At 61.7% G+C, this 24,253-nt stretch carries 26 protein-coding genes; 2 read left to right on the top strand and 24 right to left on the bottom strand.

Features of this window, described 5'->3' with window-relative positions:
* Window positions 1-173: 173 nt before the first annotated feature.
* Window positions 174-1,439, top strand: a complete 1,266-nt coding sequence (locus ACTJKE_RS00130; RefSeq protein WP_058325394.1) for a lipopolysaccharide biosynthesis protein — start codon at window positions 174-176, stop codon at window positions 1,437-1,439.
* A gap of 14 nt (window positions 1,440-1,453) precedes the next feature.
* Here ACTJKE_RS00130 and ACTJKE_RS00125 read toward each other — a convergent pair whose 3' ends face one another.
* The 3 genes from ACTJKE_RS00125 to ACTJKE_RS00115 are packed head-to-tail and all read right to left on the bottom strand — an operon-like array spanning window position 1,454 to window position 4,394.
* Complete coding sequence (locus ACTJKE_RS00125) at window positions 1,454-2,347, bottom strand: DUF6492 family protein (RefSeq protein ID WP_306341281.1); 894 nt, start codon at window positions 2,345-2,347, stop codon at window positions 1,454-1,456.
* Entirely contained in the window at window positions 2,344-3,159 is an 816-nt protein-coding gene (locus tag ACTJKE_RS00120) for a WecB/TagA/CpsF family glycosyltransferase (RefSeq protein WP_244495602.1), read from the bottom strand. Before ACTJKE_RS00120 ends, ACTJKE_RS00125 begins: the two co-directional genes overlap by 4 nt.
* The gene (locus ACTJKE_RS00115) at window positions 3,156-4,394 is read right to left on the bottom strand and encodes a glycosyltransferase family 4 protein (RefSeq protein WP_058325393.1); all 1,239 of its coding nucleotides are present in this window, start codon (window positions 4,392-4,394) and stop codon (window positions 3,156-3,158) included. The genes ACTJKE_RS00120 and ACTJKE_RS00115 overlap by 4 nt, the downstream gene beginning before the upstream one ends.
* Before the next feature lie 155 nt (window positions 4,395-4,549).
* Here ACTJKE_RS00115 and ACTJKE_RS00110 point away from each other — a divergent pair, with 155 nt between their 5' ends.
* Window positions 4,550-5,539: a glycosyltransferase family 2 protein gene (locus ACTJKE_RS00110; RefSeq protein ID WP_058325601.1), complete on the top strand. Its 990-nt coding sequence runs from the start codon at window positions 4,550-4,552 to the stop codon at window positions 5,537-5,539.
* A 128-nt stretch (window positions 5,540-5,667) separates the two neighbouring features.
* Here ACTJKE_RS00110 and ACTJKE_RS00105 read toward each other — a convergent pair whose 3' ends face one another.
* The 21 genes from ACTJKE_RS00105 to ACTJKE_RS00005 form a co-directional block, all read right to left on the bottom strand.
* Window positions 5,668-6,234, bottom strand: a complete 567-nt coding sequence (locus ACTJKE_RS00105) for a hypothetical protein (RefSeq protein ID WP_058325392.1) — start codon at window positions 6,232-6,234, stop codon at window positions 5,668-5,670.
* Entirely contained in the window at window positions 6,234-6,602 is a 369-nt protein-coding gene (locus tag ACTJKE_RS00100; RefSeq protein ID WP_058320491.1) for a hypothetical protein, read from the bottom strand. Before ACTJKE_RS00100 ends, ACTJKE_RS00105 begins: the two co-directional genes overlap by 1 nt.
* 14 nt (window positions 6,603-6,616) lie before the next feature.
* Entirely contained in the window at window positions 6,617-7,168 is a 552-nt protein-coding gene (locus tag ACTJKE_RS00095) for a rod-binding protein (protein ID WP_057251047.1), read from the bottom strand.
* A 103-nt stretch (window positions 7,169-7,271) separates the two neighbouring features.
* Window positions 7,272-7,685: a hypothetical protein gene (locus ACTJKE_RS00090; RefSeq protein WP_057251049.1), complete on the bottom strand. Its 414-nt coding sequence runs from the start codon at window positions 7,683-7,685 to the stop codon at window positions 7,272-7,274.
* A gap of 4 nt (window positions 7,686-7,689) precedes the next feature.
* Entirely contained in the window at window positions 7,690-8,442 is a 753-nt protein-coding gene (fliR, locus tag ACTJKE_RS00085) for a flagellar biosynthetic protein FliR (RefSeq protein WP_058320494.1), read from the bottom strand.
* Window positions 8,439-10,526 (bottom strand): flagellar biosynthesis protein FlhA, encoded by a 2,088-nt coding sequence (flhA, locus tag ACTJKE_RS00080; protein ID WP_058320495.1) that lies wholly within the window; start codon window positions 10,524-10,526, stop codon window positions 8,439-8,441. Before flhA ends, fliR begins: the two co-directional genes overlap by 4 nt.
* 133 nt (window positions 10,527-10,659) lie before the next feature.
* Window positions 10,660-10,926, bottom strand: coding sequence for a flagellar biosynthesis protein FliQ (gene fliQ, locus ACTJKE_RS00075; RefSeq protein ID WP_043624946.1), 267 nt, complete (start codon window positions 10,924-10,926; stop codon window positions 10,660-10,662).
* A 7-nt stretch (window positions 10,927-10,933) separates the two neighbouring features.
* Window positions 10,934-11,344 (bottom strand): flagellar hook assembly protein FlgD, encoded by a 411-nt coding sequence (gene flgD, locus ACTJKE_RS00070; RefSeq protein ID WP_057251055.1) that lies wholly within the window; start codon window positions 11,342-11,344, stop codon window positions 10,934-10,936.
* Window positions 11,335-11,784, bottom strand: a complete 450-nt coding sequence (gene flbT, locus ACTJKE_RS00065; RefSeq protein WP_025425943.1) for a flagellar biosynthesis repressor FlbT — start codon at window positions 11,782-11,784, stop codon at window positions 11,335-11,337. The genes flgD and flbT overlap by 10 nt, the downstream gene beginning before the upstream one ends.
* Complete coding sequence (flaF, locus tag ACTJKE_RS00060; protein ID WP_034800744.1) at window positions 11,781-12,128, bottom strand: flagellar biosynthesis regulator FlaF; 348 nt, start codon at window positions 12,126-12,128, stop codon at window positions 11,781-11,783. The genes flbT and flaF overlap by 4 nt, the downstream gene beginning before the upstream one ends.
* A 34-nt stretch (window positions 12,129-12,162) precedes the next feature.
* On the bottom strand, window positions 12,163-13,221 hold the full coding sequence (locus tag ACTJKE_RS00055) for a flagellar hook-associated family protein (protein ID WP_057251057.1): 1,059 nt from the start codon (window positions 13,219-13,221) through the stop codon (window positions 12,163-12,165).
* A gap of 2 nt (window positions 13,222-13,223) precedes the next feature.
* Window positions 13,224-14,672: a flagellar hook-associated protein FlgK gene (gene flgK / locus ACTJKE_RS00050; protein ID WP_058325390.1), complete on the bottom strand. Its 1,449-nt coding sequence runs from the start codon at window positions 14,670-14,672 to the stop codon at window positions 13,224-13,226.
* A gap of 23 nt (window positions 14,673-14,695) precedes the next feature.
* Complete coding sequence (locus ACTJKE_RS00045) at window positions 14,696-15,928, bottom strand: flagellar hook protein FlgE (protein ID WP_058325389.1); 1,233 nt, start codon at window positions 15,926-15,928, stop codon at window positions 14,696-14,698.
* A gap of 91 nt (window positions 15,929-16,019) precedes the next feature.
* Entirely contained in the window at window positions 16,020-16,691 is a 672-nt protein-coding gene (gene rem, locus ACTJKE_RS00040; RefSeq protein WP_058320498.1) for a transcriptional activator Rem, read from the bottom strand.
* A gap of 270 nt (window positions 16,692-16,961) precedes the next feature.
* A complete protein-coding gene (locus tag ACTJKE_RS00035) occupies window positions 16,962-17,513 on the bottom strand; it encodes a transglycosylase SLT domain-containing protein (RefSeq protein WP_057251064.1) in 552 nt (183 codons plus the stop codon).
* Window positions 17,464-18,912 carry a flagellar hook-length control protein FliK gene (gene fliK, locus ACTJKE_RS00030; RefSeq protein WP_058325388.1) on the bottom strand — a complete coding sequence of 483 codons (1,449 nt, stop codon included), beginning with the start codon at window positions 18,910-18,912 and terminating at the stop codon, window positions 17,464-17,466. The genes ACTJKE_RS00035 and fliK overlap by 50 nt, the downstream gene beginning before the upstream one ends.
* Window positions 18,909-20,210 (bottom strand): chemotaxis protein MotC, encoded by a 1,302-nt coding sequence (gene motC, locus ACTJKE_RS00025; RefSeq protein WP_058325600.1) that lies wholly within the window; start codon window positions 20,208-20,210, stop codon window positions 18,909-18,911. The genes fliK and motC overlap by 4 nt, the downstream gene beginning before the upstream one ends.
* Before the next feature lie 5 nt (window positions 20,211-20,215).
* A complete protein-coding gene (locus ACTJKE_RS00020) occupies window positions 20,216-21,451 on the bottom strand; it encodes a MotB family protein (RefSeq protein WP_058325387.1) in 1,236 nt (411 codons plus the stop codon).
* Window positions 21,448-22,101 carry a hypothetical protein gene (locus tag ACTJKE_RS00015; protein ID WP_058325386.1) on the bottom strand — a complete coding sequence of 218 codons (654 nt, stop codon included), beginning with the start codon at window positions 22,099-22,101 and terminating at the stop codon, window positions 21,448-21,450. Before ACTJKE_RS00015 ends, ACTJKE_RS00020 begins: the two co-directional genes overlap by 4 nt.
* A 446-nt stretch (window positions 22,102-22,547) precedes the next feature.
* Complete coding sequence (locus ACTJKE_RS00010; RefSeq protein ID WP_058320502.1) at window positions 22,548-23,519, bottom strand: flagellin N-terminal helical domain-containing protein; 972 nt, start codon at window positions 23,517-23,519, stop codon at window positions 22,548-22,550.
* Between the two features lie 359 nt (window positions 23,520-23,878).
* A partial coding sequence (locus ACTJKE_RS00005) for a flagellin (protein WP_440659894.1) occupies window positions 23,879-24,253 on the bottom strand: 375 nt, incomplete at its 5' end.

Below are 24,253 nucleotides of genomic sequence, written 5' to 3'. Positions count from 1 at the left end.
CGCACGCAAACGGGTCGATCTCACGCCTTATTAAGCTTTCCCGCCTATGACGGAAGGCAGCAAAGCAGTTCCAGCAAATGCGACACGCGCCTTGCGCTCGGAACTCAGCATAAACAAAGAGATAGAGCGCTTCCGACGGCCGTGCCGGGAGACGCGCTATTGGAACGTCGGCCGTGCCTCATCGCGTCAAAGCGCTTTATCTCCGCCACCAGGCGCTGATCCACGCCTACCTCTCCATGACCGGAGGTTCGGCCGGGCGGCTTGTGCTGTCGCTCGTCTACTTCATCGCCGTCGCGAACACGCTTGTCATCGCCGATTTTGGTCTCTTTGCCACGGCGTCAGCGGCCGGCATCATGATCTCGCGCGTGCTTGCCTTCGGCTTCATGTCGCCGCTCTACCGGGTCGCCACCGTAAAGCCCCTGCTGGTCGGGACCTACAGCGCCGGCTTCCTGGTGGGTGCGGTGCTCTCGCTGCCGCTGATCGCGATTATCTGCGCCCTCACCTTCCTCGCCCTTTTTTCCCGGGACATGACGGCGAGCGCCTTTTCTGCCTTCATGCTGGCGGAAATCATCTGCTGGCGCGGACTGGAAACTGCGGTCATCGTGCTGAATGGCCTTGGCCGTTTCGGGCGCGGGGCGCTGCTCGTGGTGATCGGTACGGCGATCCGCACCGGTGCTGCCTTGCTCTTCACTTTCCTATCCTGGAAGACGCTTGAAGCCTGGTCCTATTTCTACCTGGCTGCGAATGCACTTGGCCTCGTCGTGGCGCTTTTGTGGTTCTACCCTCGCGTCCGGCTGCGCTGGAAGCCCAGGCTCTATTTCCGGCGCTGGTCCGATTCCGTCTCCGTCGCCGGTGCCGAGGTGCTGTTCTACATTCAGTCGGAATTCGACAAGATCGCCGTGCTTGCCATCGGCGGTCCGGCGGTTTCCGGCCTTTATGCCATCCTGATGCGGCTTGCAGACCTGACGGCGCTTCCGGTGCGGTCGTTCAACACCCTGCTCGTCCAGCGCATCATGCGTACGCCCGAGGCGATCGCGCGCTGGCGGATCAGGTTGTCGATCGAACTCCTGGTGGCGCTGGCTTCGCTTGCAGCCATGGCGGCCATGGCTCTCTATCTCTGGATCTTCCCGAACGGCCTCGGCCGCAACGTATCGGCCGCTGCTCCGATCATCGCGATGATCCTTCTCGTTCCCTCGTTCCGCAACCTGATCGAGTATCACTCCGAACTGCTCTATGCGACGGGCCGGACGGTGCGGCGCATGCTCAACCTGCTGATCGCCGGCGTGGTCAAGGTGGCTCTGCTGGTGCTGTTGCTGCGGACAACGACAGATGTTACCGCCTGGGCGCCGTCGCTCAACGCGATCTTCTTCGCGCTCTACGCCCTCTCCTTCGTACTGACTTACACGGCGCTCCGGAAGCCGGCTGAACGCGTCATCTGACGCCGGTCGAACCCTCAGGCGGCGAGTTCGACCACCGCCCTGCGGATGTCATCGAGGTCGTGCCCGACGAAGGATTGAACGCCGATGCCGATCTGGTGCGGCTCCATATCCTTCAGGAAGTCCCTGAGGCCGGAGAGGTCCTGCCGGTAGCTGTCCTCGAACCAGAGCACGTGACAGAGCGCGGCATCGGAGGGCACATGCCCCTCCCCGCCGAGTACCTCGTCGACGAAGCGGCCATAGATCGTGCATTCGGAGAAGGCGCGGGTCCGCGTGATCGCCCGAACCCAATTGCGGCCGTGCTGCGCCTCGATGTGGTCGAGCAGCTTCCGGCACGTGTCCGTGCGCCAGGCGATCAGCGTGTTGATGTAGTCATTGGCCGGCAGGTTACAGGGGCCGATGCCGAGAAGGCGATCGGAATGGGCGAGCCATTCGAGATGGTTGGAGCGCATATGCGCGTCGATCGCGCCATCCTTGCGGTAGAGCGTCAGCCGGTCCGCCTGCCAGAGGCTGGCGGGATCGAAGGCACGCAGGAACACGACGTCGGAGTCGACCGCAAACATCGCCGCCTCGTCGATATGCCGCGCGAGCGCCAGGCGACGAAGCTGCTGCGCATGCCAGCCACGCAACGGCAAACCGAAGGGACTGAGCCATACCTTCCTGCGACCGGCGGATAGTGGATCCGTAACCGGATGCAGCCACCAGGGCAAAAGATCGCCCTCGCTGACGACCACCCGCCGCGCGCCTTCGAGTTGCCGAAAGAGCGTCACGTCAAAATCGGCGACCAGCAGATAGTGCTTCCAATCGCCCTGAAGCTTGCGGTCCATGCTTTCGCACATGAGCCGGCAACGCTCGAAATCGTTCGCATAGGACGCTGTGACAACCGCAGTGCGCATGGTCGGACCGTTCACGATGTCCCCGTTCGAAGGTTGGTGTCGGCGATCGTTTCGCGCGAGCGTCCAGACAGTTTGTGCCAGAGGACATGGCACAGGAAAAGCGGGTTTCCGAGAACGTAGCGGCGCCACATGCGCCGCGGTTCCATCGCCAGACGGAAGAACCACTCCAGCCGCAGCCGGCGCAGGAATTTTGGCGCCCGCGGAAACTCCTCCGCGACGAAGTCGAAGAGCGCGCCGACGGAAATGACCAGCCGGGCGTCCTGGGGGCCGACATGGGCATCGACCCATTTCTCCTGGCCCGGACTGCCCATCGCGACCAAAAGGATATCGGCCTTCAACGCACGGACTTCAGCGAGAATCTCCCGGGACCGTTCCCGGTCGAAAAAACCATCGGAAACCGGCAGAAACTCGTGCCACGGTGCGTGCGCCTGGAAATTCTCGGCGGCGCGCGCGAGCACCTTCGGCCTGGCGCCGATCATGGCGATGCGCAGCGGTCTTTCGATATAGGTCAGCAGCGACGGCACGAAGTCCGTGCCATTCAGATTGGCAGGAAACATGCGGCCGTAAAAAAGATAGGAAGCGATATCGACGCCGTGCCCATCCGGAAAGACAACCTGGCGCGCCAGCGCCGCACGGTATTCTCCGTCGCGCATCATCAGGTTGGCATTGTTGGCATTGAGGAAGGCAAGGACCGTTTGTCCGCCTGGCCGCGAAAGCGCTTCTGCAGCAAAGGCGAAAGCCTTCGTCCAGCCGAGATCGACGACCGGCATTCCGAGGATCAGACGCCGCGATAGAGAAACGTTCTTTGTGGCAACGATTTTCGTCACGATCGTCCCCCTTCATGAATCGTCAAGTCCGGCGGCAGCGACGGCCCGTCCGCAGCGCTCGCAGGCGCAAGGCCCGCCAGCACATTGCGCATCACCCGCATCAGCCGCACTTTCTGGGCACGGTGGAAGACCGAGCCGTCAAGACGCTGACGATCGCCGGCCCGCACCTTGGCAACCTTGTCGACCAAGAGGCGCGCGAATTCCGCGGGATCATCGGCCGCGGAGCAATTGTCGGGGATAGCATCGATGCCACGCAACGATGCCTGCGTCGCGACGCAGGGCATGCCGAGCTCGAAGGTCTCGAGGCTCTTCAGTTGCACGCCGGTGCCGCCACGGCTGATGAGCGGGACGACCGCGCTTTCGGTGACGAAGGCGCGCGCGTCCGGCACCCTGCCTGCGAAGCGGACACCGGGATGGGAGACCGTCGGCACGCCATCCATCTGCCCGGCGATCGCGATCGTCATATCCTCCGGCAGATGCGGAACGACCTCGGCGAGGAACCAGTCGAGGCCCAGCCTGTTCGGTCGCCAGCTCCATGTGCCGATCAGGCCGAGATCGTGCTGGAGGTCTTGATCAGCTTCGCCGTTCGGGGTCGCCGGCGCGTCCCAACCCGTTACCAGCGGCAGAACGAAGGCACGCTCACTGACGGCACGGCCGAAACCGAAACGATCTGCCTCGGCAAAAGTCCAGACGGCGACGGCATTGTGCGCCAGGTGCTGCTCGTAGTGTTCGAGATATTGCGCTTCGCGCCGGAAGAGAAAGCGCTCGATGGTGCCCTTTGCCCGCTCGGCACTCTCGAAGGCGGAATCCGCCTCGACATTGTGGGCGACATAGACCGACGGATAGGGTCGGAAGACCTGCGCGAACGCGGCCGGCAATTGCACCGAATTGAGCACCAACCCATCGAATGGGGCGAGGCTGTCGAGGATCGACTGGATCCGGTTTGCCGATACCGTAAGCATCTTGCCGGATGAAACCGACGTGCGGTTGAGGAAGGCGGTCGCGAGCCAGCGCAGTTTCCGAAGCGTGCCGACCTTGGCATTGGTAACCTCGAGCTCGCCGAGGAGGTGCATCTCGCAATCGAGCGCGGGTATTTGTCCCGGCTGGAGAAAACCGATGACGCTGACCCGGTGACCGAGCGCACGAAGGCCGTCGAGCACGGCCCGGTTGGCGATGTCGAAGCCGGACGCCGGATTGGCGACGGGAACGAGCGAGGAAACCAGGACAAGATGCATTTTGCCACACGTCATGAATGGAGCTGGGCACTTCTTTAACAGCATGGGGTGAAAGAGCGCTTAAAGCCCCCTTTCAAAATCTGCCGTCCGGGTTCAGCATCTGTTTAGGAAGATTTGTTGTATTGCACATCAATTTTGCTTGCACAGGTTTCGCCATGACGTCGACCGGCCAGGACATTTCCGTCTACTTCCGGACAGAGCTGGAGGACGCCGGCGACATCGAACTCGTCGTCGTGCTGCCGACGTTTCGCCGGCCCGAACACGTCGTCAAGTCGCTGAAAACCATTGTTTCCCAGAGGCCTGATGTCTCCTTCGCCACGGTCGTCGTGGAGAACGACGATGAAGGATTGGCCGGCGCTCAGGCCGCCAAGGACTTTTTCCTGGGCCATCCCTCCGAATCGATCGTCATCGTCGCGCATCAGCGTGGCAACTGCCATGCGTACAATGCCGGCTGGTCGATGGCGCTCGAAACCTATCCGAACCTCAAGGCGATCGCGATCATCGATGACGACGAGGTCGCGGCACCCGAGTGGCTCGATTGCCTCATCACGGTACAGGAAACGACGGGCGCCGACATGGTCGGCGGGCCGCAGCTCCCGGTCTTCGAGGGCGACGGCGGGCAGAAGTGGAAGCGCCACCCGGTTTTCACGCCCCACTATGACACGACCGGACCGGTGCCGATCCTCTATTCCTCCGGCAACGTGCTTGTTACCCGGCCGGTGCTCGACATGATGCCGCGGCCGTTCCTGGACCCGGCATTCAATTTCATCGGCGGCGGCGATGCGGATTTCTACAGCCGCAGCAAGGAACAGGGCTTCTGCTTCGCCTGGGCGGCGGATGCCTGGGTCGCCGAAACCGTGCCGGCGCGCCGCACGAGCGCATCCTGGATCCGGGCGCGCAGCCTGCGCAATGGCGCGATCTCGACGATGCTCGAGCATCGACGCGACCCAAGTTTCGGCGGGCGGATGCGGACCTTCGGCAAATCGCTGGCGCTGCTCGGCGCTTCGATCCCGCGCGGCATCGAACTCTGGAGCAAGAGCGGGCTGGCAAGCGCCGGGCTCTATCATTTCTATGTGGCGATCGGCCGGTTGATGGCCGAATTTGGCCTCGTCAACGAACAGTACCGCACGCCGGAGAAAAACTGACGGCAGTCGCGCTCGCAGGAGCGCTTCCACGAAAAGCCTGCAGCGGCCTCCGCCCGGAATTCCCCGACGTCAAAAATGAAATGGTCGAGGTCGGAAAGCGAGCGGACAAAGCGCTCGCGTTTCTCCGGTCAATGCGAGCTGCTTGCCTTGACCGCGCCTTCCGGCAGCTTGTCGCTGGCGACATGGCCATTCTTGTCGACGATCGGAACCGGCTTCTGCCGCGGCACGTTCTGGCTGTTGGCAACGCGCTTGACGTCGTCCTTGGTGAGGTATTCGAGCTGTTCGACGAGCACCTCGGTGATCACCTCTTCGCCGAGCTTCTTGTTCAGGCCATCCTTCACCGTGGTCTTGAAGGTTGGCAGATCGAAGGTGCCGGTATCGGCAACATCGATGAATTTCGAGCCGACGAGCAGATCGTAAAGCACGTCGGTGACCATCTGCCGGAGCGGAGCACGGAGATTGTTGATCCCCTCCTTGGTCGCAGAGAAGGAAAGCTTCGTGAGGAAATAGCCCTGGACCGAGCCTTCCTTGATCACCGGAATGGTGATCATCTCACCGGGAACATATTGCTCCGACGCGCGACGAGCGGCCTCGCCGTCCGTGACGACGGGCGCCGAAGCGCTTTGCATCGAAAAATAGACCGATCCGAGCGTGACCGCGCAGACCCAGACCCCGGTGAGAATGAGCTTGAGCATCAGAAATCGCTATAGCGGAACTGCGCTTCGGAATAGATGCCGTCCGCATCGGCATCCTGTGCAGCCGTCTTCAGGAGATCGACGACGGAGCGCACCGCTTCGAGATGCGCTTCCACCTTCTGCGAGTTGATCGCCAGCTTGTCACGCAGGTGACGAGCATGCGAGGAGAAGGTCGACGACGTCTCTCCCGGCAACATGTCGCGATGCAACATCGTCAGTTCGTAGAGGCAACGACTCTTGTGCGCGTTCGACGTCTTGATGTCGAATTCCGGGTCGAGACCGATGCGGCTGTTCTCGTTGTCGAGGATCATTTCCAGTCGCCCGAGCACGTTCTGGATCCGGACGTCATTGGATGCCACAGCTTCCATGAATCAACTCCCAATTAAGCTTGCTTGTTCTTGTCGTCTTCAGGCGTAAAGCCGGTCAGCGTCTTGCGCTCATATTCCTGCACGAGGCTTGCGGCGAGGTTTCGGCTGTTGCCATCGAGCGAGGCCTGGACCCGATCGGTCGCGCTGCCGCTCGCCAGCTGATCGGCGATGCCGATGCCGCCGCTCTTCGAGATGACGTCGCCGATCTGCTCGGCCATCATGCTCTTCCAGATATCGCCTGCGTTCCCTTTACCGAACACGTTCTCGCTGTCGGTCGGCAACATCGACTTCACGAAGTTCTGCAGCACCATGGCCTCGAACTTTCGATAGGTTTCAGGGATCTTCTTCTGCTCGACGCGGTTGTTGATGTCGCCGAGCCCGGTCGAGCCGTCGGAAGAATTGAGGATGTTGACGGCGGCGGTGAAACCGTTGCCGTTTTCCGCGAGGCTCGTCGCCTTGAAAGCCGCACGATTGGCCTTCAGCCGCGCCTGCGCTTCCTGCACCTCGGTCGGGTCGGCGGCGCGCACGACATCCATCACCAGATCGCTGGGCGGAGAGATGGCCATGACGAATCCTCTCAAAATCGAGCCTGCATCGACCAAGGGCGACGCACAAAGGCAATAGTCGGACCGGCATCGCTCCACCGTCGGAGCATCCCCGGATGGCGTACTATCGCCCGTCAACCTTACCGGAAGCTGGCGCCTGCCCGGTAACGTGTTGATCGATCAGGTCATAGATGGAGTTGTCGGCTTCCTCGCGCTCCTCGGACTGGCGCGCTTCCTTCATGTTTTCCTCGAGCCGGTCGGCCTTTGCCCGCTCCCTCAGCATCCGCACTTCATGCGTCTGCTGGATGCCGAGCAACATCTGGTCCTTCTGCACCAGGCGCCCGACCTGCGAGGAATAGTGGCCGGAGAACATGCGATGCATCGGATGGGCCGAACCCATGGCATCGACGACCACGTCGATCGTCTCGGCCAAGGCCTCGCGTTGGCGCACCATCTCGACATAGTCGGCCTCGGCCATCTGCTCGAGATGGCGCTGGACGGCAACCAGGCGCTTGAGCTTCTGCGAACGGGTCTTCATCTGGCTATCCTCCCTGCATGACCGGCGCGAAACCGTCGCCGAACAGGCGCAGCATTGCGGCGATGCCGAGATAGAGCAGGAACATGCCGCCCATGATCAGATAGGGCTGCGAAATGAAGTAGATCGGGATCTGCGGGGCGAGCTTGTTGACCATGCCGATCGCTACGTTGAAAAGCAGGCCGTAGATGACGAAGGGGCTCGCGAGCCTCAGCATGATCATGAAGGTCTGCGCCAGCGAGTCCGTGAGGGTGATCAGCACGCCCTGCGGATCGAAGGCGGTACCGATCGGCATGGCGCGATAGGATTGCACGATCGCCTCGATCATCACGTGATGGAAATCGAGCATGAAGAGCACCATCAACCCGGCGAAGCTGATGAGGCTGGTCAATTGGTTTTCCGGCGTGTCTTCAATCACATCCGACGAGGGCGGGGAGCTGAAGCCCATCAACATGGTGATCGCCGCGCCGGCGAACTGCAGCCCGAGCACATAGTAGCGGGCGACGAGCCCCATGACCACGCCGACGGCCGTCTCGGCGGCGATCAGGTAGATGTAGGTATGCCCCTTGCCGGTCACCTCAGGATAGATGTCCGTCCACATGACCGGCAGGATCGCCATGGACACCGCGACCGCGATGAACAGCCGGACCTGCATTGGAACGCGGGCAGAAGAAAACCCGGGCATGATCATGATGCAACCACCGATCCGGCAAAAGGCCGCGAACAGCGCAAGCACCGAGCCCTCCGGGTCGGTGATCATGAAACTGAGCCGATGATCTTGATCTCGAGGCCCTTGGCAAGCTCGACATGCGAGAGCACGGGCAAAGTGGCAAAGAGACGCTCGATGATCATGCGAACATAAGAGCGGGATTCGGGCGAACTTACCAGTACGAAGGGCATGCCGCGATCGAGATGTTCACGGATAACTTTGGTCGCCTGTTCGCTGAATTCTTCCAGATGGCGCGGGTCGATGTCGAACTCGACGACTTCGCCCTTGGCGTCGCGCTTCAGTGCCTGGTGGAAGACCATGTCCCACTTGTTGCCGAGCCGCAGCACGCGCAGGACGCCATTGTCGGCGAGGTCGCCGCAAAGCTGCTGCGACATGCGCACGCGCACGTGCTCGACGATCTGTTCGGTCTTGCGCACATGCGGCGCAAGTTCGGCAACCGCTTCGAGGATCAGGTGCAGGTTGCGGATCGAGACGCGCTCAGCAAGCAGCAGCTTCAACACGGCCTGCAGGCCGGAATAGGACATGTGCGAGGTGCAAATTTCGTCGGCAAGCTTGCGGTATTCCGGATCGAGCCGTTCGATCAGCACCTTCACGTCCTTGTAGGAAAGCAGGTGCGGCAGGTTGTTGCGAATGACCTCGCTCAAATGCGTCAGCACTACCGAGACGTTATCGATCGGGTGGAAGCCTTCGCGCTTCAGGTCTTCGGTGAAGGTTTCGAGGATAGAAACCGCCGGCATGCCGAAGGCGGGTTCGCGGATCTCGTCGCCCGGCACGCTCGGCCGGCGGCCGCCGCCTGTCACCACCAGCACTTCGCCGACACGCACAGTGTTCGAGGCGATCGTCGTACCGTGGATACGGATATGATAGGCCTTGTCCGGAATGCTGATGTCGTCGGACACCTTGATTTCGGGAATGACGAGGCCGTATTGCCCGGCGAATTTGCGGCGCATCTTACCGACGCGGAAGGCCAGTTCCTGGTGGGCGCCGAGCAGGCGCGTCGAGACCTGTTTGCCGAGGAGAAGCTCGATCTCGGCGGTCTTCAGCACCGATTTGACGGAATCCGCCTCGCCTTCCTTGGTCTGCTGGACCTTGGCGGCCTCCTCGGCGCGGCGGGCCGCATTGGCCGCTTCGATCTGGCGCGGCACGAGCCAGCTCAGAAACGCCATGCCGCCGCCGAGAACGGCGAAGGGTAGGAACGGCAGGCCGGGGACGACCGCCAGGAGAATGATCAGACCGGAGGCGACCATCAGCGCCTTCGGATAGCCACCGAGCTGGCCGACGACGGCCTGATCGGTCGAACCCGAAGTACCACCGCGCGACACGAGCAGGCCGGCGGCGAGCGAGACGATCAGCGCCGGGATCTGCGAGACGAGACCGTCGCCGACCGAGAGCTTGACGAAGACGTCGGCCGCTTCTCCGATCGGCATGCCGTGGCGGAGATAGCCGATAATGATGCCGCCGAAGATGTTGATCGCGGTGATGATGAGGCCGGCGATCGCATCGCCGCGCACGAATTTCGAGGCACCGTCCATCGAGCCGTAGAAGGAGCTTTCCTCTTCGAGTTCGCGGCGGCGGCGCTGGGCCTCCTTTTCGTCGATCAGGCCGGCCGAGAGGTCGGCGTCGATCGACATCTGCTTGCCTGGGATCGCATCGAGGGTGAAGCGCGCGCCAACTTCGGCGATACGCGTCGCACCCTTGGTGATGACGATGAAGTTCACGGTGATCAGGATCAGGAAGACGATCAGACCGATGACGAAATCGCCGGACATGACGAGGCTGGCAAAGCCCGAAATGACGCCACCGGCAGCACCATGACCTTCATGGCCATGCGAAAGGATGACGCGGGTCGTGGCGATGTTCAGCGCCAGACGCACCATGGTCGAGATCAGCAGAATCGTCGGGAATGAGGAGAACTCGAGCGGGCGCTGGATCCACAGCGAGACCATCAGGATCAGAACCGAAAAGGCGATCGAAAACGCCAGCCCCATGTCGATCAGGAACGGTGGAATGGGCAGGAAGAGGATCGACAGGATCATCACGATGCCGAGCGCAAAGCCGACGTCGCGGCCCTTCGGTGCGACTTTCGGGATGATCAGCGCTGCTTGTTGTGCCATGTCTCTTCCGTCTCATCATGAGAACAAGGCAGCATTCACACGCGCTGCCCCACTTTAGAGATGGAAATAGCGGCCCAAGCTTGCGCGAGGGTTTCACGGCCGCACGTGCAGATCGCCCCGCACTGCGAGCGGATCAGAAACCGGATTGGATGCGCGAAAAGATGATGTCGGTGAAAATGGAGATCTGGGCGCCGATGAAGGGCGCAGAAACGGCAACCGTGATCATGACCGCAAGAATCTTCGGCACGAAGGTCAGCGTCATTTCCTGAACCTGCGTCAGCGCCTGAATGAAGGCGATGACGACGCCGACGATCATCGCGGCGAGTACGGCGGGCCCCGAGGCCACGATCACGGTCCAGATCGCGGCCTGTACGATATCGAGGGCATCCGCCTCATTCATGGATGGTTCACTTCACCTTGACGCCCGGGCCGATAACAAGCTCCTTGCCGCTATCCAGCACCGCAATGATTCCGTCAGAGTATAGTTTCACTTCCTTAACCACGCCAGTGGTCTTGCCGTCCTCGCTGGTGACGGTGCGTCCGATCACGGCATCGGCTTCGCTCAGCGACGTGCGCTGGAGGAGGCTCTCGAGGTTCTTGTTGGTCTTGATCGTCTGTTCCACCTGCGAAAAGGTCGCGAGCTGGGCGATCTGCTGGGTCGCATCCATAGGTTGCGTCGGATCCTGGTTTTTCATCTGGGCGACCAGCAGCTTCAGGAAGCTCTCGTAGTTGAGCGATGCCTTGGCCGCGTCGCCGCCCGAATCCTGGCCGGAAACGATCGGGGTGTAGCTGTTGTTGTTGACGCCGCTTACCGCCACGGTGCGATCTCCTTGCGAATCTGCTCGACCGTCGCCGGCGTGATTTCCTGCGTGTTGAGAATGCGGTCTTCGATCGCGTAGAGGCCACGGATCGCTTTCAGCGCCTCGAATGCGCGGCCGTTGGTGACGAGACCGTCGACGCGCTTCAGTTCGGCAAGAATCTCTTCGTTCTTGAAGCAATTGAGCAGCATGACGACCGACTTGCGGAACATGGCGGTCGACTGTTCCGCACCTTCCGGATTGATGAGGATCATCTGCGCGATGAAGTAGAGCTGCTTCAGCGGCGTCGTCGCGTCTTCCGGCTGCAGCACGTGGTTTTCGAGCAGGAAGGTCACGTCGTTCAGAAATTCGACTGCGACCTTGCGGTCAACGCGAAGCACCGCACCGTTAACAAAAATCCGTTCGCCCGACTTCAGCGAAATACGCAGTGTGCTCTTCATTTCAGTCCATCCCTGATGATGGTGGTAATGTCAATTATGCCCTGGAAGTTGGAGGATTCGCGTTTGCGGATCTTCTCTGTCTCGTTGAGTATCCAGATGGCGATCGAAATCAGATTGGCGCGCAGCTCTTCGTTGAGCTGGTTTTCCGGAGCGCGCAGATCCTCGATGAAGCGGATCCACAGGCGCCGGGTGAAGTAGATGGCCTCGATGGCCTCTCTCGAATACCCTTTCTGCTGTTTCGCTGCTTCCATGAGCGCGATCGAGCGATCGAGTACCTGCCGTTCTCGATTTTTGGAGTCGGCGACGCCGTCCTCCATGATCTCGGCATAGGAAAACTGATACATTCAGACATCCTTCATGTTTGTCCGGTTCCCCATACTAGAGGAAATTGAGCAAGCTCATCTGCTGTAGTCGTGACGTTAGTGTATAGGACGTTTCCAACTGCACCTTTAGCGTGTTGATCCGGGTCGATGTCTCGATCGGATCGACGCCCTCGATGTCGGCGACATGCGTGTTGACGAGCTTGAGCTGCGCTTCGATGGAGGTATTCGCCTTCTTGACGCGCGCTTCAGAGATACCGAGCGAGCTGCGCTCCGCGTTGAGGCCGGCAATCCCCTGTTCCGCGTAGTCGAGGGCTGCGACGCCAATGGCCGAGCGCACCTCGGGCGTTACGTTCTTGTCCATCAGTTCAGCGGCGATCACGCTTGCCACCGCGAACATCCGGAAACCCTTGGTATTGGCGTTGGTCGAGCTCTCGATGACTTCGCTGGTGCTGATCCGGCTCGTCATGTTCTGGTTCGAAGCGTCGGACCAGTTGGCATCCCAGCCAGGTCCGGTGAACATCGGTTCGACGGTGTTCTTGATGAAGTCCTGCATTTGCGTGACGGAGAACTGGTTCATGCCGGTCAGCGGCGGAACCTGCGCAGCCATGAAGGTCGAGAGTGCATTGTCGAAAGCAGTCTTGGCGGCCGACGGCGGTGTCGTGTCGTAGTCGGCAACCGGCTTGGCATCCGTGTTGATGCCCGAAAACAGGAACTCGCCATTGAAAGAAGTGTTGGCCGCAGCGGTAAAGGTCTGCAGCGCGCCCATGATCTCGGTCTTCTGGATCTTCAACTGGCTGGCAGCATCGTTGCCCTTGTAGGTGACGAGCGTGTCGCGCACTTTTTCCGCCGCCTTCGCCATGGTCTCGAGCGCGCCCTGCGAACCGGAGAGACGCTGGGTCACGACCGAGTTCGTGCTCTTCATCGAGTTCAGCCGGTCCAGCTCGCGCTGAAGGTTGAGTGAACGCGACGCCGTCGCACCAAGCGCCAGGCCAACGTCATAGTGGCGGCCGGTGGTCTGCTCCTGGGTGAGTTTGAGCAGCTCCGACTGATTCTGCTGGATCGTCAGGCGCATTGCGCTCTGGATCGCCAGATTAGAAACGTAGGACGTCTTCATGATTACCTCACGGCTTCCATAAGGGCTGCCATCATGGCATCCACGGTACTGACCAGCTTGGCCGATGCTTTGTAGGATTGTTCGAGATCGAGCAGCAGCGACAGTTCTTCGTCGATGCTGACGCCCGTCTGCTTGCTGAGTGCTTCCTGGGTGCGCGCAAGCATTGCCTGCTTGTTGTCGTCCGCGGTCGAGGCCGTCTTGCGTGTCTGCTCGAGCCAGCCGACCGAGCCGGTCGCAAAGTTCAAAAGGCTGCTATTGCTATCGAGGCCCGTCGACGGGGCGAACGACATGTTCTCGCCCATCTTGTTGATGAAGCCGTCGAGCAGCGCGGTATAGCCGGGGCTCGGATTGGCCGCACCGCCCGGGTTCGACACCACGCCATTGAAGCCGCCGTCTCGCAGCAGCAACGGGTTCGCTTTGGCCAAGGCGTTGACGGTGATCTTGGACGCCATGCCGGGGACGACGGTGCCCGTTGGCGGAACGCCAGCACTTCCCCAGGTGAACAAGCCGGGCTGATACGCGATAGCCGGCGGGTTGCCTTCCTTGAAAAGCTCCACCAGACCGCGCGCGATCTCGTCCAGCTGCGATTGGAACTTCGGCGCGATATCGTCGCGCAGCTGCACCAGGCTCGCGAGCTTGCCCTTGGCTGTCGTGTCCGCGCCGGTTCCGGCTGCGATCGGCACGCCATCGACGAAAATCTTGTTTCCTGTGACGGTGGCGTCGAATGTGGTGGTAGGAGCGAAAGTGACCTGACGCGGAATGTTCTCGAAGAGCACCGTGCCGTCGGTGGTGAAGATCACCGTATCGCTGTTGCCGCGCGTGACGGTGGAGATGCCGATGATCTCCGAAACCTGCTTCAGGATCTTGTCGCGCTGGTCGAGCGCGTCGCTGGCATCACCGCCTAGGGCCGTCGCCGACTTGACGGCGTTGTTGGCCTTCTCGAAATCCGCCAGCAAGCCGTTCAGCTTCTCGACCTCAAGGGCGATTTCCTTGTCGGCATCCTTGCGCAGGTCCTGCACCGTGGTGGAGGTTTTGTTGAGCGAGTCGGCGAGATCCTGCGCATCGGAGACCGCCGTCGCCGCGATCGTCTTGTTTCCCGGCGTCGCGGCCAAGGTCTGCAGGCTGTTGCGGAAGTCCGAGAGCAGCTTCGACGGCGCCGTTTCATAGTTGTTGCCGCCGAGCGCCGACTTCAGCAGTTCCAGCCCGTCGCGAAGCCGGGCCTGGCCCGAGGCTTCGCCGATGCTGGCGATGCTCTGCTTGAGCAGCGCCTCGTTCTGGGCCCGGTAAATGGATACGACCTGCGCCCCGTTCGGCGTGCTGCCCAAGAGAGCGAGACGACGCGAATAATCCGCATTGCCCGCATTCGCGATGTTCTTCGACACGGTCGCGGTCTGCTGCGCCGTATTGCTGAAGGCCTGCTGTGCGATGGATATTGCGGAGGACAGCGACATGACGCGGACCGTATCTCTTTCAATTACCGTTTCAGGTTGACCAGCACGTCAAGCAGGTCCGAGGCGGTCTGGAACACCTTGGAGTTTGCCGTGTAGTTGCGCTGCGCCTCGATCATCGAGGTCAGTTCGTTGGCGATGTCGACGTTGGAGTTTTCAAGCGCCTTGGACTGGATGTTGCCGAATGCCCCGGAGCCGGCAAAACCGGTGACGATGACGCCGGAATCGGTGCCCTGCGAATAGACGTTGCCCGATTCCGGCTGCAGCTTGTCCGGGCTCTGCACGGTCGCCAGCGCGATGCGATACTTCGGAACGAGGTTGCCGTCGCCGTACTTGACGTAGACGATGCCTTCCTTGTCGATCTCGAAGCCCGACATCTTGCTCGGCTTGCTGCCGTCGATGCCGCCGCCGGTGCTGGTGAAGTCACCGCCGAGCTGCGTGGTCTTAGTGGTGTCGATCGTCAGCGCGCCGAGATTGGCGCCGGTACCCGGCAGGTTGTTGATAGCCGTCGTCGTCAGTGTGGCAGGGACCGCGCCGGTGCGCTTGCCGGCCGCGTCGAAAGTCATGACCTGAGAGCCGATCACACCGGTGATCGGCGGGCCGGCCGAGTAAGTCGCCCGGTCGCGGATCTCCAGCGACCACTCATTGACGTTGGTTTTCTTGTAGACGAAATCGAGGATACGGGTGTTGCCCTGGCTGTCATAGACGACGAGCGAGGTCGGCTTTTCGTCGCCGATCGCTGCACCCGACGGCAGGTTGGCTTCCATCGCGCCCTTGGTCGAACCGGAGGCCACCAGGCCTTCGTCCTTGAGCTTGACCTGCGTCAAGCCGTCAAAGCCGTTGACGACGACCGTCGGATCAGCGCCGGCCTTGTATTCGTAACCCATCAGCGTGAAGCCGGCGGTGTTGACGAGGTTACCGTCCTTGTCGGGGACGAAGGAGCCGGCACGCGTCAGGAAATTCTGGCCGCCATTGCCCTGGACGATGAAGAAGCCGCCGCCGTTGATGGCCAAGTCACTTGCCGACGTCGTGTAGCTCGTGCCGCCCTGCTGCGAGATGCTGTAGCGCACCTGGGTCTCGACGCCGCCGGAATTGTAGTTGCCGCCGCCAGAAGGCAGGATCATCGACGAGAACTCGGTTGAGGCGCGCTTGTAGCCCGTCGTGTTCGCGTTCGCGATGTTTTCGGCGACCGTGCCGAGACGGTTGGACTGGGCGTTCATACCGGACACGCCCGTTCTCATGCTGCCATAGAGACTCATATCGGATCCTCATTTCCTTGTTACGGCGACACTAGGAAGCGGGCCTTGCGTGAACCTGTCTTGGTTCGGCGCCCGCTCAACCGCGTGGCGCTCAGTTCCAGTCGATGCAGTAGCCAAGGAAGCGCTTGGAATCGATCGGGTCGAAGCCGAGCTTCTTGCGCAGTTTCTTGCGCAGCTTGCTGATGTGGCTCTCGACGACGTTTTCTTCGACGTCCTCGTCGAAGATCCCGTAGATCGCGTTGAAGATCTGCGACTTGGATACGCGGCGGCCGCGGTTCGCGACCAAATATTCGAGAATCCGCCGTTCGCGACGCGGCAGTGCGAAGACGTCGCCGTTGATCTCCGGATCACGGCCATCGGCAAAGACGCGGATCGGACCGATGTCGGTGAAGTTGGTAATCGCCTTCAGGCGGCGGCGGATTGCGGCGACGCGGGCGAGGATTTCGCGGGGGTGAACCGGCTTGCGCACGACGTCGTCGACGCCACAATCAAAGAGCGCAAGCGTATTTTCGAGAGAGGGGGTGTCGCTGACGGCGATGACGGGCGCCATCGACCGGTCGCGGATGGCACGAGGCAGCGTGAAGGTGGCGTCGCCCTGGCCGATCAGGAAGGCCTCGACGGCATCGATATCCGAATCAGCCGCCGCATTTACCCACTCGCCAAACTCCCTGGGGTCGAAGCCCGTCGAGGGAATTCCTTCACGCCCGAAGAGGGACGTGTATCCGTCCTTCACCAGCTCTCTTTCATCAACCACTACGATCATTCGCCCGCCTCCGAATCAGTATGGCTCCGCACTGATCGAGAGGTACGAATCGAAGGATTCATGAACAACTAGAGGAAGTTACTGGGTGGAATTAATAATTGATTAACCATGTTTCGCCGATTTGATCTATATCTAGTGGCACCCCGTTAACATCGGCACTAAAATAATGTGGAAAAGTTAACGGACTGCGACAAATCCGCTTGCCGTCACATTGTCCACGCATTGTCGCCACAATGCGGCAACGCCTTCAAAAATGCAATTATGGGTTGTTCATTGACAGAACTGCGTGGCGTTCGGCGTCCACTTGCCGTAGCCCGTCGCGACGAGATTCGCGATCACCCGACAGACATATTTCTTCTGCGCCGGGTCGTTGTTCGGGCCCGCGTGATAGCGGGCAACAGCCATGGTCCAAGTCTCATGCTTGGCGTGCAGATTGGCCAGGAAGCGCGCGGCATATTCGACATTCTTGCGCGGGTCAAGCATCTCCTGCGGCGAGCTGAAATGCTCGCCATGGAAGTAATAGTTGATCTGCATGCAGCCAAGATCGATGAGCTTGGCGCCCTGCGCACGGGCATTGCCGAACTGCGTGAGAACGTCCTGTTCACTGGTGCCAAAATAGGCCTTGCCTTCGATGTTCATCGCATAGGGCTGCAGCGAGCCCTTGCGGCCAGTTTCGGTCAGCCCGACGGAATAGAGTATCCCGGCAGGGATGTCGTATTTCGCCGCGGCGTTCATGATCTCGCGTTCGCAGACGCCGGCGCTGGCCAAGGCACTACATGTAGACGTGACCAGTGCGAGAGCGCTCAGTGCCGGCAGCCGCATCGTCCGTCCCGCCATTGCCAACCCACCTTTCCGCCATCGAAGCCTGGCCGTCGTCCTGTCGCTGCTGACGTCCCTGGGCGTTGCCGTCAGCCCGCTCGCGTCCCTGCTGCCCGGCCTGGGCTTGTGCCTGAGCCTGCGAGCCTCCGCCCGTGGACGTGTCGCCGCCCGAATTGAACACGATGTTGACCTGGTCGACCGCGAAGCCCTGCGCACGCAGGGCCTTCACCATCTCGCTCTGGTCGTCGCGCAGCTGCCGGAACGCTTCGCCGGTCTCCACCTTCAGCTCGACCTGCAATTCGTCGTCCTTGAGCCTCAGCGTGGCGGTGACGAGACCGAGCTCGATCGGATGGAGCTGGATCTTCAGCGTGTTCAGCGTCTTGCCGGCCTGGGTCCAGGCGCCTGGCTGGCTGAGTGCCGCGCTCGGCTGCAACGGGCTGGCGCCGACTTCGCCTGCGATCGCGTCCGCCACGGCGCTCGTGTTCGGATTCACCGAGATGCCCAGGTAGCGCCGAGCCTCAAGTACCGTGACGTTCTCGACCTTGGCAGCCTGCGAACGGGTGCCGTCGAAAGCAGCCTCTCCGTCCTTGGAAAGGCTCATGGTTACGGCCTGTCCCTTGCCGTCGGCCCGTGCGAAGCGGAAGAGCCGATCCGTATCGGCCTCGCCTGCCGTAGCTTCGGCCTTGGCGCCGTGCTCGCCGGTCCCAGCGACATGCATGCCTGCAGCCTCGCCCGTGCCAGTCGCCGGCTGACGGCCGGCCTTGGTCGTTTCGCCGAGAGCCTGCCCGACTGCCTGGCCGCCGCCGAGCAGCGTCAACAGGTCATCCATATCCATCTTCGATGCCGACGTCGCTTCGCCGCCCTCGCCATTGGCGGCATCGGCGTCGCCTGCCGCCGTCGTTTCGCCGTTTGCCTGCGCCTTTGCCAGCCGCTCCGCAAGGTCGGCAATGCGCTCTGCGAGTTCGTCCGGGACGGTCGCGTTGCTCAAACCGGCCGGATCCGCGTTCGCCTTGGCCGTATCGGCCTTGTTCGCCGTGCGACGCGCGCCAAGGTCGCGTTCCGTTGCTGGGAAACGGTCGTGGGGCGCGTGTTCGCCAAGTGCCTGTTCGTCGCGGCCGATGGCAATGCTGCGCGCCGCCGCGCCGTGCCTGCCGGCGCTCTTGGCAATGTTGTCCTTGTCGATCAAGGCTCCAGCCTCCGTGTCGTCGCCGGCAGCGGTGTCGCCGAGGCCTTTGCCGGTTCCCGCCTGATCATTCGCCTTCTGCCGTCCAGCATTTGCCACGGCGTCCTCGAAGGCACCGCCCAAGGCGCCATCCGCCTGCTCCTTGCCGCCGGCGCGCCCATTTCCCTTGCCGGCAGGGGCCGGGGGCAGACCACGCAGGCTATCATCAAGAGCCCTCATTTCCCTTCTCCCTTCAGGAGAGCATCGATCTCTTCGATCTTCGACCTCCCCTTCGCCACGAACCCGTCGTGTTCGGGATCGCCGGCCGCGCCAGCGTCGATTTCCGCCGTGCCTTCGGCTGCGGCCACCGGGATCGGCGTATTGCCGAAGGGGCTTAGGCCACTGCCTGTCTCCTCACCCGCTTCCGAGATGTCGGCTTCGACCGGTCTATCGGGTTTAGACGCAAACGCTTGCGTGAGGCTTTCATCATTCGGCGGCCTGACGACCGCATCTGCGACGGCTCTTGCGGCATCACGCAGCGCGCGGTCGCGTGGCGAAAGCTCCGCATCCGGTATCGCTGCTATGCTCGCTGTCGCGGCGAACACGTCGCTGGAGGGAACGGACGCCAGGCCCGCATAGAAACCGGCGAGCACTTTCGGCTGCATCGCGCCGTCGGCACCAAGCGCTTCTGCCCGCTCAGAAGCCTGTTTCGCCAATGCCTGCTTGCCGGCAATCGCTGCGCGCCGGGCGACACGCAGATAGACCTCGCGCTGGCGCGGCGCGTCCATGAAGTCGAGAATCTCGGAGATCCGCCCCTGGGCTTCTCCGTCGAAATGCGCGACGGCAAGCTCGACGAAGACGTCGGCGAACTGGCTGGCATAGGGAGACGTCAGGTAGCGGCGCGCATAGGTCAGCGCGTAGTGAAAGCCCTTGTCCGGCGCGTTGGCCTGCACCGCAAGGAACACGGAGCGACGCAAGGCCGCCTCCTCGATGATCGTGCCGGGAGCCGTCAAACGCGCCCAGTCGTAGTACTTCATCGCCGCAACCGGATCCTGCTGCGACGTCGCATTGCCAAGAATGAGATAGAGATACGGACCGATGCGGGCGTTTCGATATTCCGGGGCAGCCTTGGACAGGTTCTCGACGATCAGACCACCCTTGCCGTTCAGATACTGCCGTAGCGCTTCGGTCACGCGGGAATCGAAATTGCCGGCCACGTCATGATCCGAAAGGTACTTCAGCGTCTCGGGATTGCCGCCGCTCATCGCATAGACAAGCGCCGCATCGACGTTGCGCGGGTCGCTAAACACCGAGGCATCGGCGGCGCGCAACCGCTTGTCGATCGCCCCGAGCATGAAACGCTGCATCTCGATCGCGGAGTGATCGCCGAGCACCACGGAGTCCTGCACATATTGCAGCGACCGGATCATCTTGAAGGGTGCGAGTTCCTCGATATCGTTCGCCCTGGCGCTCCCGATTGCAAACGGGGTCGCCAGCACGCAGCAGGTCATCAGGATCGATCGCAGGCGTCTCAGCATCATGTTTAACCCGGAGCCGATTGCAGCAGGATCTCGATGCGCCGGTTGCCCGGCGCATAGGGATCAGCCGGGATCTGCAACCGCCGGTCGGCGAAGCCAGTGATCTGGCTGACGCGGTCTTCCTTCAGACCACCGCGAACGAGCATGTAATAGGCACTCTGGGCGCGTGCGGCGGAGAGCCGCCAGTTGTCATAGGTGCCGTCCTTGAACGGGCGACCGTCGGTGTGGCCGCGGATCGCGACAGCACCCTGCCGCTCGGCGAGCAGATGGCCGATCTTTTCCATCGCCAGTACCAGTTCCTTCTGCGGCACGGCCGAACCGATGGCGAACATCTGCGCGTCCGTGCGCTCGCTGATCGTAACCATGAGACCGCCCTCGGCCGGCGTTACGACGAGGCCTTCCGCCAGCTGGCCAGCCTCACCGGCAAGCTCCTTCTTGAGCTCGGCCTGGAGTTCTTCGGCCTGTTTCTCCGCGGTCGCCTCGGCCGTGTCGGTCTTCGGCTTGTCGCCGGCGTCGCTCTCGGCCGTTTTGTCCGTGCCGTCTCCTGCCTTCGCCTGCTCCGCCTGTTTTTCATCCTCGGTCTTGTCGACCGCGGGCGCGCCACCTGCCTGCATCGCAGATGCCGCGGCGAGCGCCACGTCGCTCTTGGTCGTATTGCCCGCTTCGGTCAGTTCGACCTGTTTGGTCCAGAAATCCGGATCGAACGGATCGCGATAGGCTTCGCCGCCGTCGGCGCCGGTTGCCGGACCGGACTGAGCCGCTCCGCCCTCACCCTTCACGCTGATGTTGGCCTGCTGGCCGACTTCGCGGGCGATTTCGGAGAGCACCGAATAGGGGTTCTCGAAGAAGTCTGCGTCGGAATACTTCGTTTCTTCGCCCGAGGTCGCCGTCAACTGGTCGCCGGTCTTGGCCGACCCACCGGACTTTTCCTGCTCGCCATCGACCTTGGAGCGCTGCTGCGTCTCCTCGCCCTGCGCATCCTTCGCCGGATCCTTCAAGCCGCGTTCGGCAGGCTTCTGGTCGGTCAATTGCACCGGATTGAAATAGGAGGCGATCGCCGCCTTCGTTTCCTCGTTGGCAGCGTTGATCAGCCACATGACGAGGAAGAAGGCCATCATTGCCGTCATGAAGTCGGCATAGGCGATCTTCCACGAGCCGCCGTGATGCCCGTCATGGCCACCGTTGTGGCGCTTGACGATAATGATCTCATGTTTGCCGTTGTGATGGTTTTCGTCGCTCATGCGAGAACTTTCCGGACGGTATCGGCCCAGGCGGCCATGCGTGTCACCAGGATCGCACCGTCCATTTCGACAGCGAGATCGATGTCGTCGGTTTCGACGTGGCGGAACAAAGGCATGTCCTCCCCGAGCTGGCGCTTCAGCGCCTCGAAGAGTTGGGTTGGGCCCTTGACGACGAGGGTGCAACCTTCGCCGGCCACCAGGCCCTGCTTAATCATCTGCGCCATATCGGCGACGGCGCGCTGCAGGAGGGCATCCTCCATGACCGGCGCAAGAACCCGAGCGGTCTGGTCTCCGAGCGCGGCCACCAGACTGTCGGCCATGTCGGCAAAACGCTCTGCCAGGCGGTTGGCGGTCTCTGCTTCGAGGCGTTGGGTCAAGGCCGCGAGCTCGGCCGCATGGGCCGCCTGCAGGTCGGCAATCTGGCGCTCGTGTTCGAAGACGAGCTCGGCCGTCGCCTCGGCGCGGCCTTCTGCGAAGGCGCGTCGGCGCTCCGCGTCGATGTCAATCTCTGGCATGGCTGGCCTCGCGCCGAGGCGGTCGCCATCGGCATAGTCGCTGTCCAGATCGGGGAAATATTTTTGGGGCATCAGCGACAGCTCGACTTTCGGCGCGCTGAAATCCTTGAGGTAGCGGGAGAGCATCGCACTCATGACCGGTCACTCGCGGCGGCGCAGCGATGCGGCAATCCCCGTCTGATCACGAGACGGCACCCTCTGGCGCGGATTTCCATGGCTCCTGGCACTGCTGACATGTCTCCCACGGGTCCAGCCGCGGATGCGAAGAACCCAACATTCTTGACGTACATCGGCGATGTTCGGGCTAGTCGTTCCCGGAGCGATCCGATGCAGGCGGCGGCCAAGATTCATTTTGGCCGGCAGTCATGCGACAGGACTGCGAGAGAAGGCTATTCGGTCAAACTTGTGCGAAAATGAATGTGTTGGACCGCGCCAGGGCAATTAGCGCGGTCCAACCGTTTCCACCGGGTGCCGTGACCGACGACGTGGCAGAACTCAAACTTTGCCGCCCCCATTCCGGGAAAGCGGAAGCGTTTTGGCGGATCCGCCGGGCGCAGCCGGCCACTCTCCGCCGATGCGCCTTACTGTTGGAACAGGCGCAGGATGTTCTCGGAGTTCGTATTGGCGATCGAGAGCGCCTGGATGCCGAGCTGCTGTTGCGTCTGCAGTGCCTTGAGGCGCGTCGATTCCTCGTTCATGTCGGCATCGACCAGGCGACCGACACCCTTGTCGATCGTATCCATCAGGTTGGCGATGAAACTTTCCTGCATGTCGATGCGCTTGGTGATGGCGCCGAGCGTGGAGCCGGCATCGGTCAACTGGCCGAGGATGTGGTCGACGACGCGGATCATGTCGTCCATCTGGGCGTCGGTGGTCGCTGCCGTCAGCTTGACTTCCGACGAGGTCGCATTCGGGGTGGTCACCGGTGCGCCGATCAGGTGGAAAAGCTTGGCCGAGGTGCCGACCGGCGACGTGAGCAGCGAGGCGTCGTAGCTTCTGGTCAGGAGGCCACGGCTCGCGTTGGCCGTATCGATCAGCATGGATTGCGCCGTGTCGAAGTCGAGCGTGGTGACCGACACGTTGCCGTTGGCATCGCGGTTGAACGAGGCAACGATCGACTTGGTGCCGACGGAAGCCGCATTCGCGTTATAGAGCCAGTTTTCGCTGGAGAAGGATGCGGACTGCGCGGCAGCCAGGAGCTGGTTCTTGAGTTCAGTGATTTCCTTGTCGATCTTCAGCTTGTCGACGCCCGGCTCGCGCGCGGCAACCAGCTTGCGCTTGATCTCGCTGACGACGTCGATCGACGAATTCATCGCCGCATAGGCCGTGTCGATCTTGGCTGCACCGAGGCCAAGTGCGTCTTCGACGGTCGACAGCGCCGCATTGTCGGAGCGCATGGTGGTCGCGATCGACCAGTAGGCGGCATTATCCGCAGCGGTCTGCACGCGGTAGCCGGAGGAAATCCGATCCTGGACCTCGGCCATGTCGGTATTGATGGAACGCAAGGTCTGAAGCGCCGCCATGGCGGCGGTATTGGTCATGATGCTGGTCATTGGTCACCTGCCCGGAATGAATTTCTGAAGACATTCCGGAGTGCAGAACCGGCAGCGATGGGACTGGCATCATGCGAATCGCCCCTGTTTTGCCCTGGAGGCGACCCTTCGCTCTTAACCAATATGTAACGATTGCGTGGTTAACAAATGGTTAACGCCGTTAGTAAGTCGGTAACAAAGGTGAACAAAAATAAGGGAATATGGATGAAAGGTTAAAGGCGGATCGCGCACCCTGCCTGACACGCCTGGGAAAGTTTGAAGCGCAAAACGAAAAAGGCCGCACGACCCCGTTGGGCGTGCGACCTTTCTGCTGTGTGCGCAAGAGGGGCGAAAAGTCGCCCGTCTTGCCTGTCGTTCGCTTAGCGGAACAGCGACAGGATGTTCTGCGAGTTGGTGTTGGCGATCGTGAGCGCCTGGATACCGAGCTGCTGCTGTGTCTGCAGAGCCTTCAGGCGGGTCGACTCTTCGTTCATGTCAGCATCGACGAGGCGGCCAACGCCCTTCTCGATCGAGTCCGAGAGGTCGCGGACGAAGTTCTGCTGCAGTTCAACGCGGCTGTTGAGCGCACCGAGATCGGCAGCAGCGTCGGTCATCTGCAGAAGCGTTGCGTCAACGCCCGAGATGGCTTCTGCCAGAGCGCCCATCGTCATGTTGGTGATGTCGAGCGACAGCACGCTGTAGCCGGTCGTAACCGTCGCACCGTTGGTCGCCAGCTTGTATTCCATGTAGCTGGA

The sequence above is a fragment of the Ensifer sp. 22521 genome (genome assembly GCF_052044795.1).
Classification (GTDB): domain Bacteria; phylum Pseudomonadota; class Alphaproteobacteria; order Rhizobiales; family Rhizobiaceae; genus Ensifer.
This window is presented reverse-complemented; position numbering and strand designations above follow the sequence as displayed.

Coding starts and splice junctions, on each gene's coding strand:
- ACTJKE_RS00115 (WP_058325393.1), bottom strand. CDS start 4,394: ATGCATCTTGTCCTGGTTTCCTCGCTCGTTCCCGTCGCCAATCCGGCG.
- ACTJKE_RS00110 (WP_058325601.1), top strand. CDS start 4,550: ATGACGTCGACCGGCCAGGACATTTCCGTCTACTTCCGGACAGAGCTG.
- ACTJKE_RS00105 (WP_058325392.1), bottom strand. CDS start 6,234: ATGCTCAAGCTCATTCTCACCGGGGTCTGGGTCTGCGCGGTCACGCTC.
- ACTJKE_RS00100 (WP_058320491.1), bottom strand. CDS start 6,602: ATGGAAGCTGTGGCATCCAATGACGTCCGGATCCAGAACGTGCTCGGG.
- ACTJKE_RS00095 (WP_057251047.1), bottom strand. CDS start 7,168: ATGGCCATCTCTCCGCCCAGCGATCTGGTGATGGATGTCGTGCGCGCC.
- ACTJKE_RS00090 (WP_057251049.1), bottom strand. CDS start 7,685: ATGAAGACCCGTTCGCAGAAGCTCAAGCGCCTGGTTGCCGTCCAGCGC.
- fliR (WP_058320494.1), bottom strand. CDS start 8,442: ATGATCACCGACCCGGAGGGCTCGGTGCTTGCGCTGTTCGCGGCCTTT.
- flhA (WP_058320495.1), bottom strand. CDS start 10,526: ATGGCACAACAAGCAGCGCTGATCATCCCGAAAGTCGCACCGAAGGGC.
- fliQ (WP_043624946.1), bottom strand. CDS start 10,926: ATGAATGAGGCGGATGCCCTCGATATCGTACAGGCCGCGATCTGGACC.
- flbT (WP_025425943.1), bottom strand. CDS start 11,784: ATGAAGAGCACACTGCGTATTTCGCTGAAGTCGGGCGAACGGATTTTT.
- flaF (WP_034800744.1), bottom strand. CDS start 12,128: ATGTATCAGTTTTCCTATGCCGAGATCATGGAGGACGGCGTCGCCGAC.
- ACTJKE_RS00055 (WP_057251057.1), bottom strand. CDS start 13,221: ATGAAGACGTCCTACGTTTCTAATCTGGCGATCCAGAGCGCAATGCGC.
- flgK (WP_058325390.1), bottom strand. CDS start 14,672: ATGTCGCTGTCCTCCGCAATATCCATCGCACAGCAGGCCTTCAGCAAT.
- ACTJKE_RS00045 (WP_058325389.1), bottom strand. CDS start 15,928: ATGAGTCTCTATGGCAGCATGAGAACGGGCGTGTCCGGTATGAACGCC.
- rem (WP_058320498.1), bottom strand. CDS start 16,691: ATGATCGTAGTGGTTGATGAAAGAGAGCTGGTGAAGGACGGATACACG.
- ACTJKE_RS00035 (WP_057251064.1), bottom strand. CDS start 17,513: ATGCGGCTGCCGGCACTGAGCGCTCTCGCACTGGTCACGTCTACATGT.
- fliK (WP_058325388.1), bottom strand. CDS start 18,912: ATGAGGGCTCTTGATGATAGCCTGCGTGGTCTGCCCCCGGCCCCTGCC.
- motC (WP_058325600.1), bottom strand. CDS start 20,210: ATGCTGAGACGCCTGCGATCGATCCTGATGACCTGCTGCGTGCTGGCG.
- ACTJKE_RS00020 (WP_058325387.1), bottom strand. CDS start 21,451: ATGAGCGACGAAAACCATCACAACGGCAAACATGAGATCATTATCGTC.
- ACTJKE_RS00015 (WP_058325386.1), bottom strand. CDS start 22,101: ATGAGTGCGATGCTCTCCCGCTACCTCAAGGATTTCAGCGCGCCGAAA.
- ACTJKE_RS00010 (WP_058320502.1), bottom strand. CDS start 23,519: ATGACCAGCATCATGACCAATACCGCCGCCATGGCGGCGCTTCAGACC.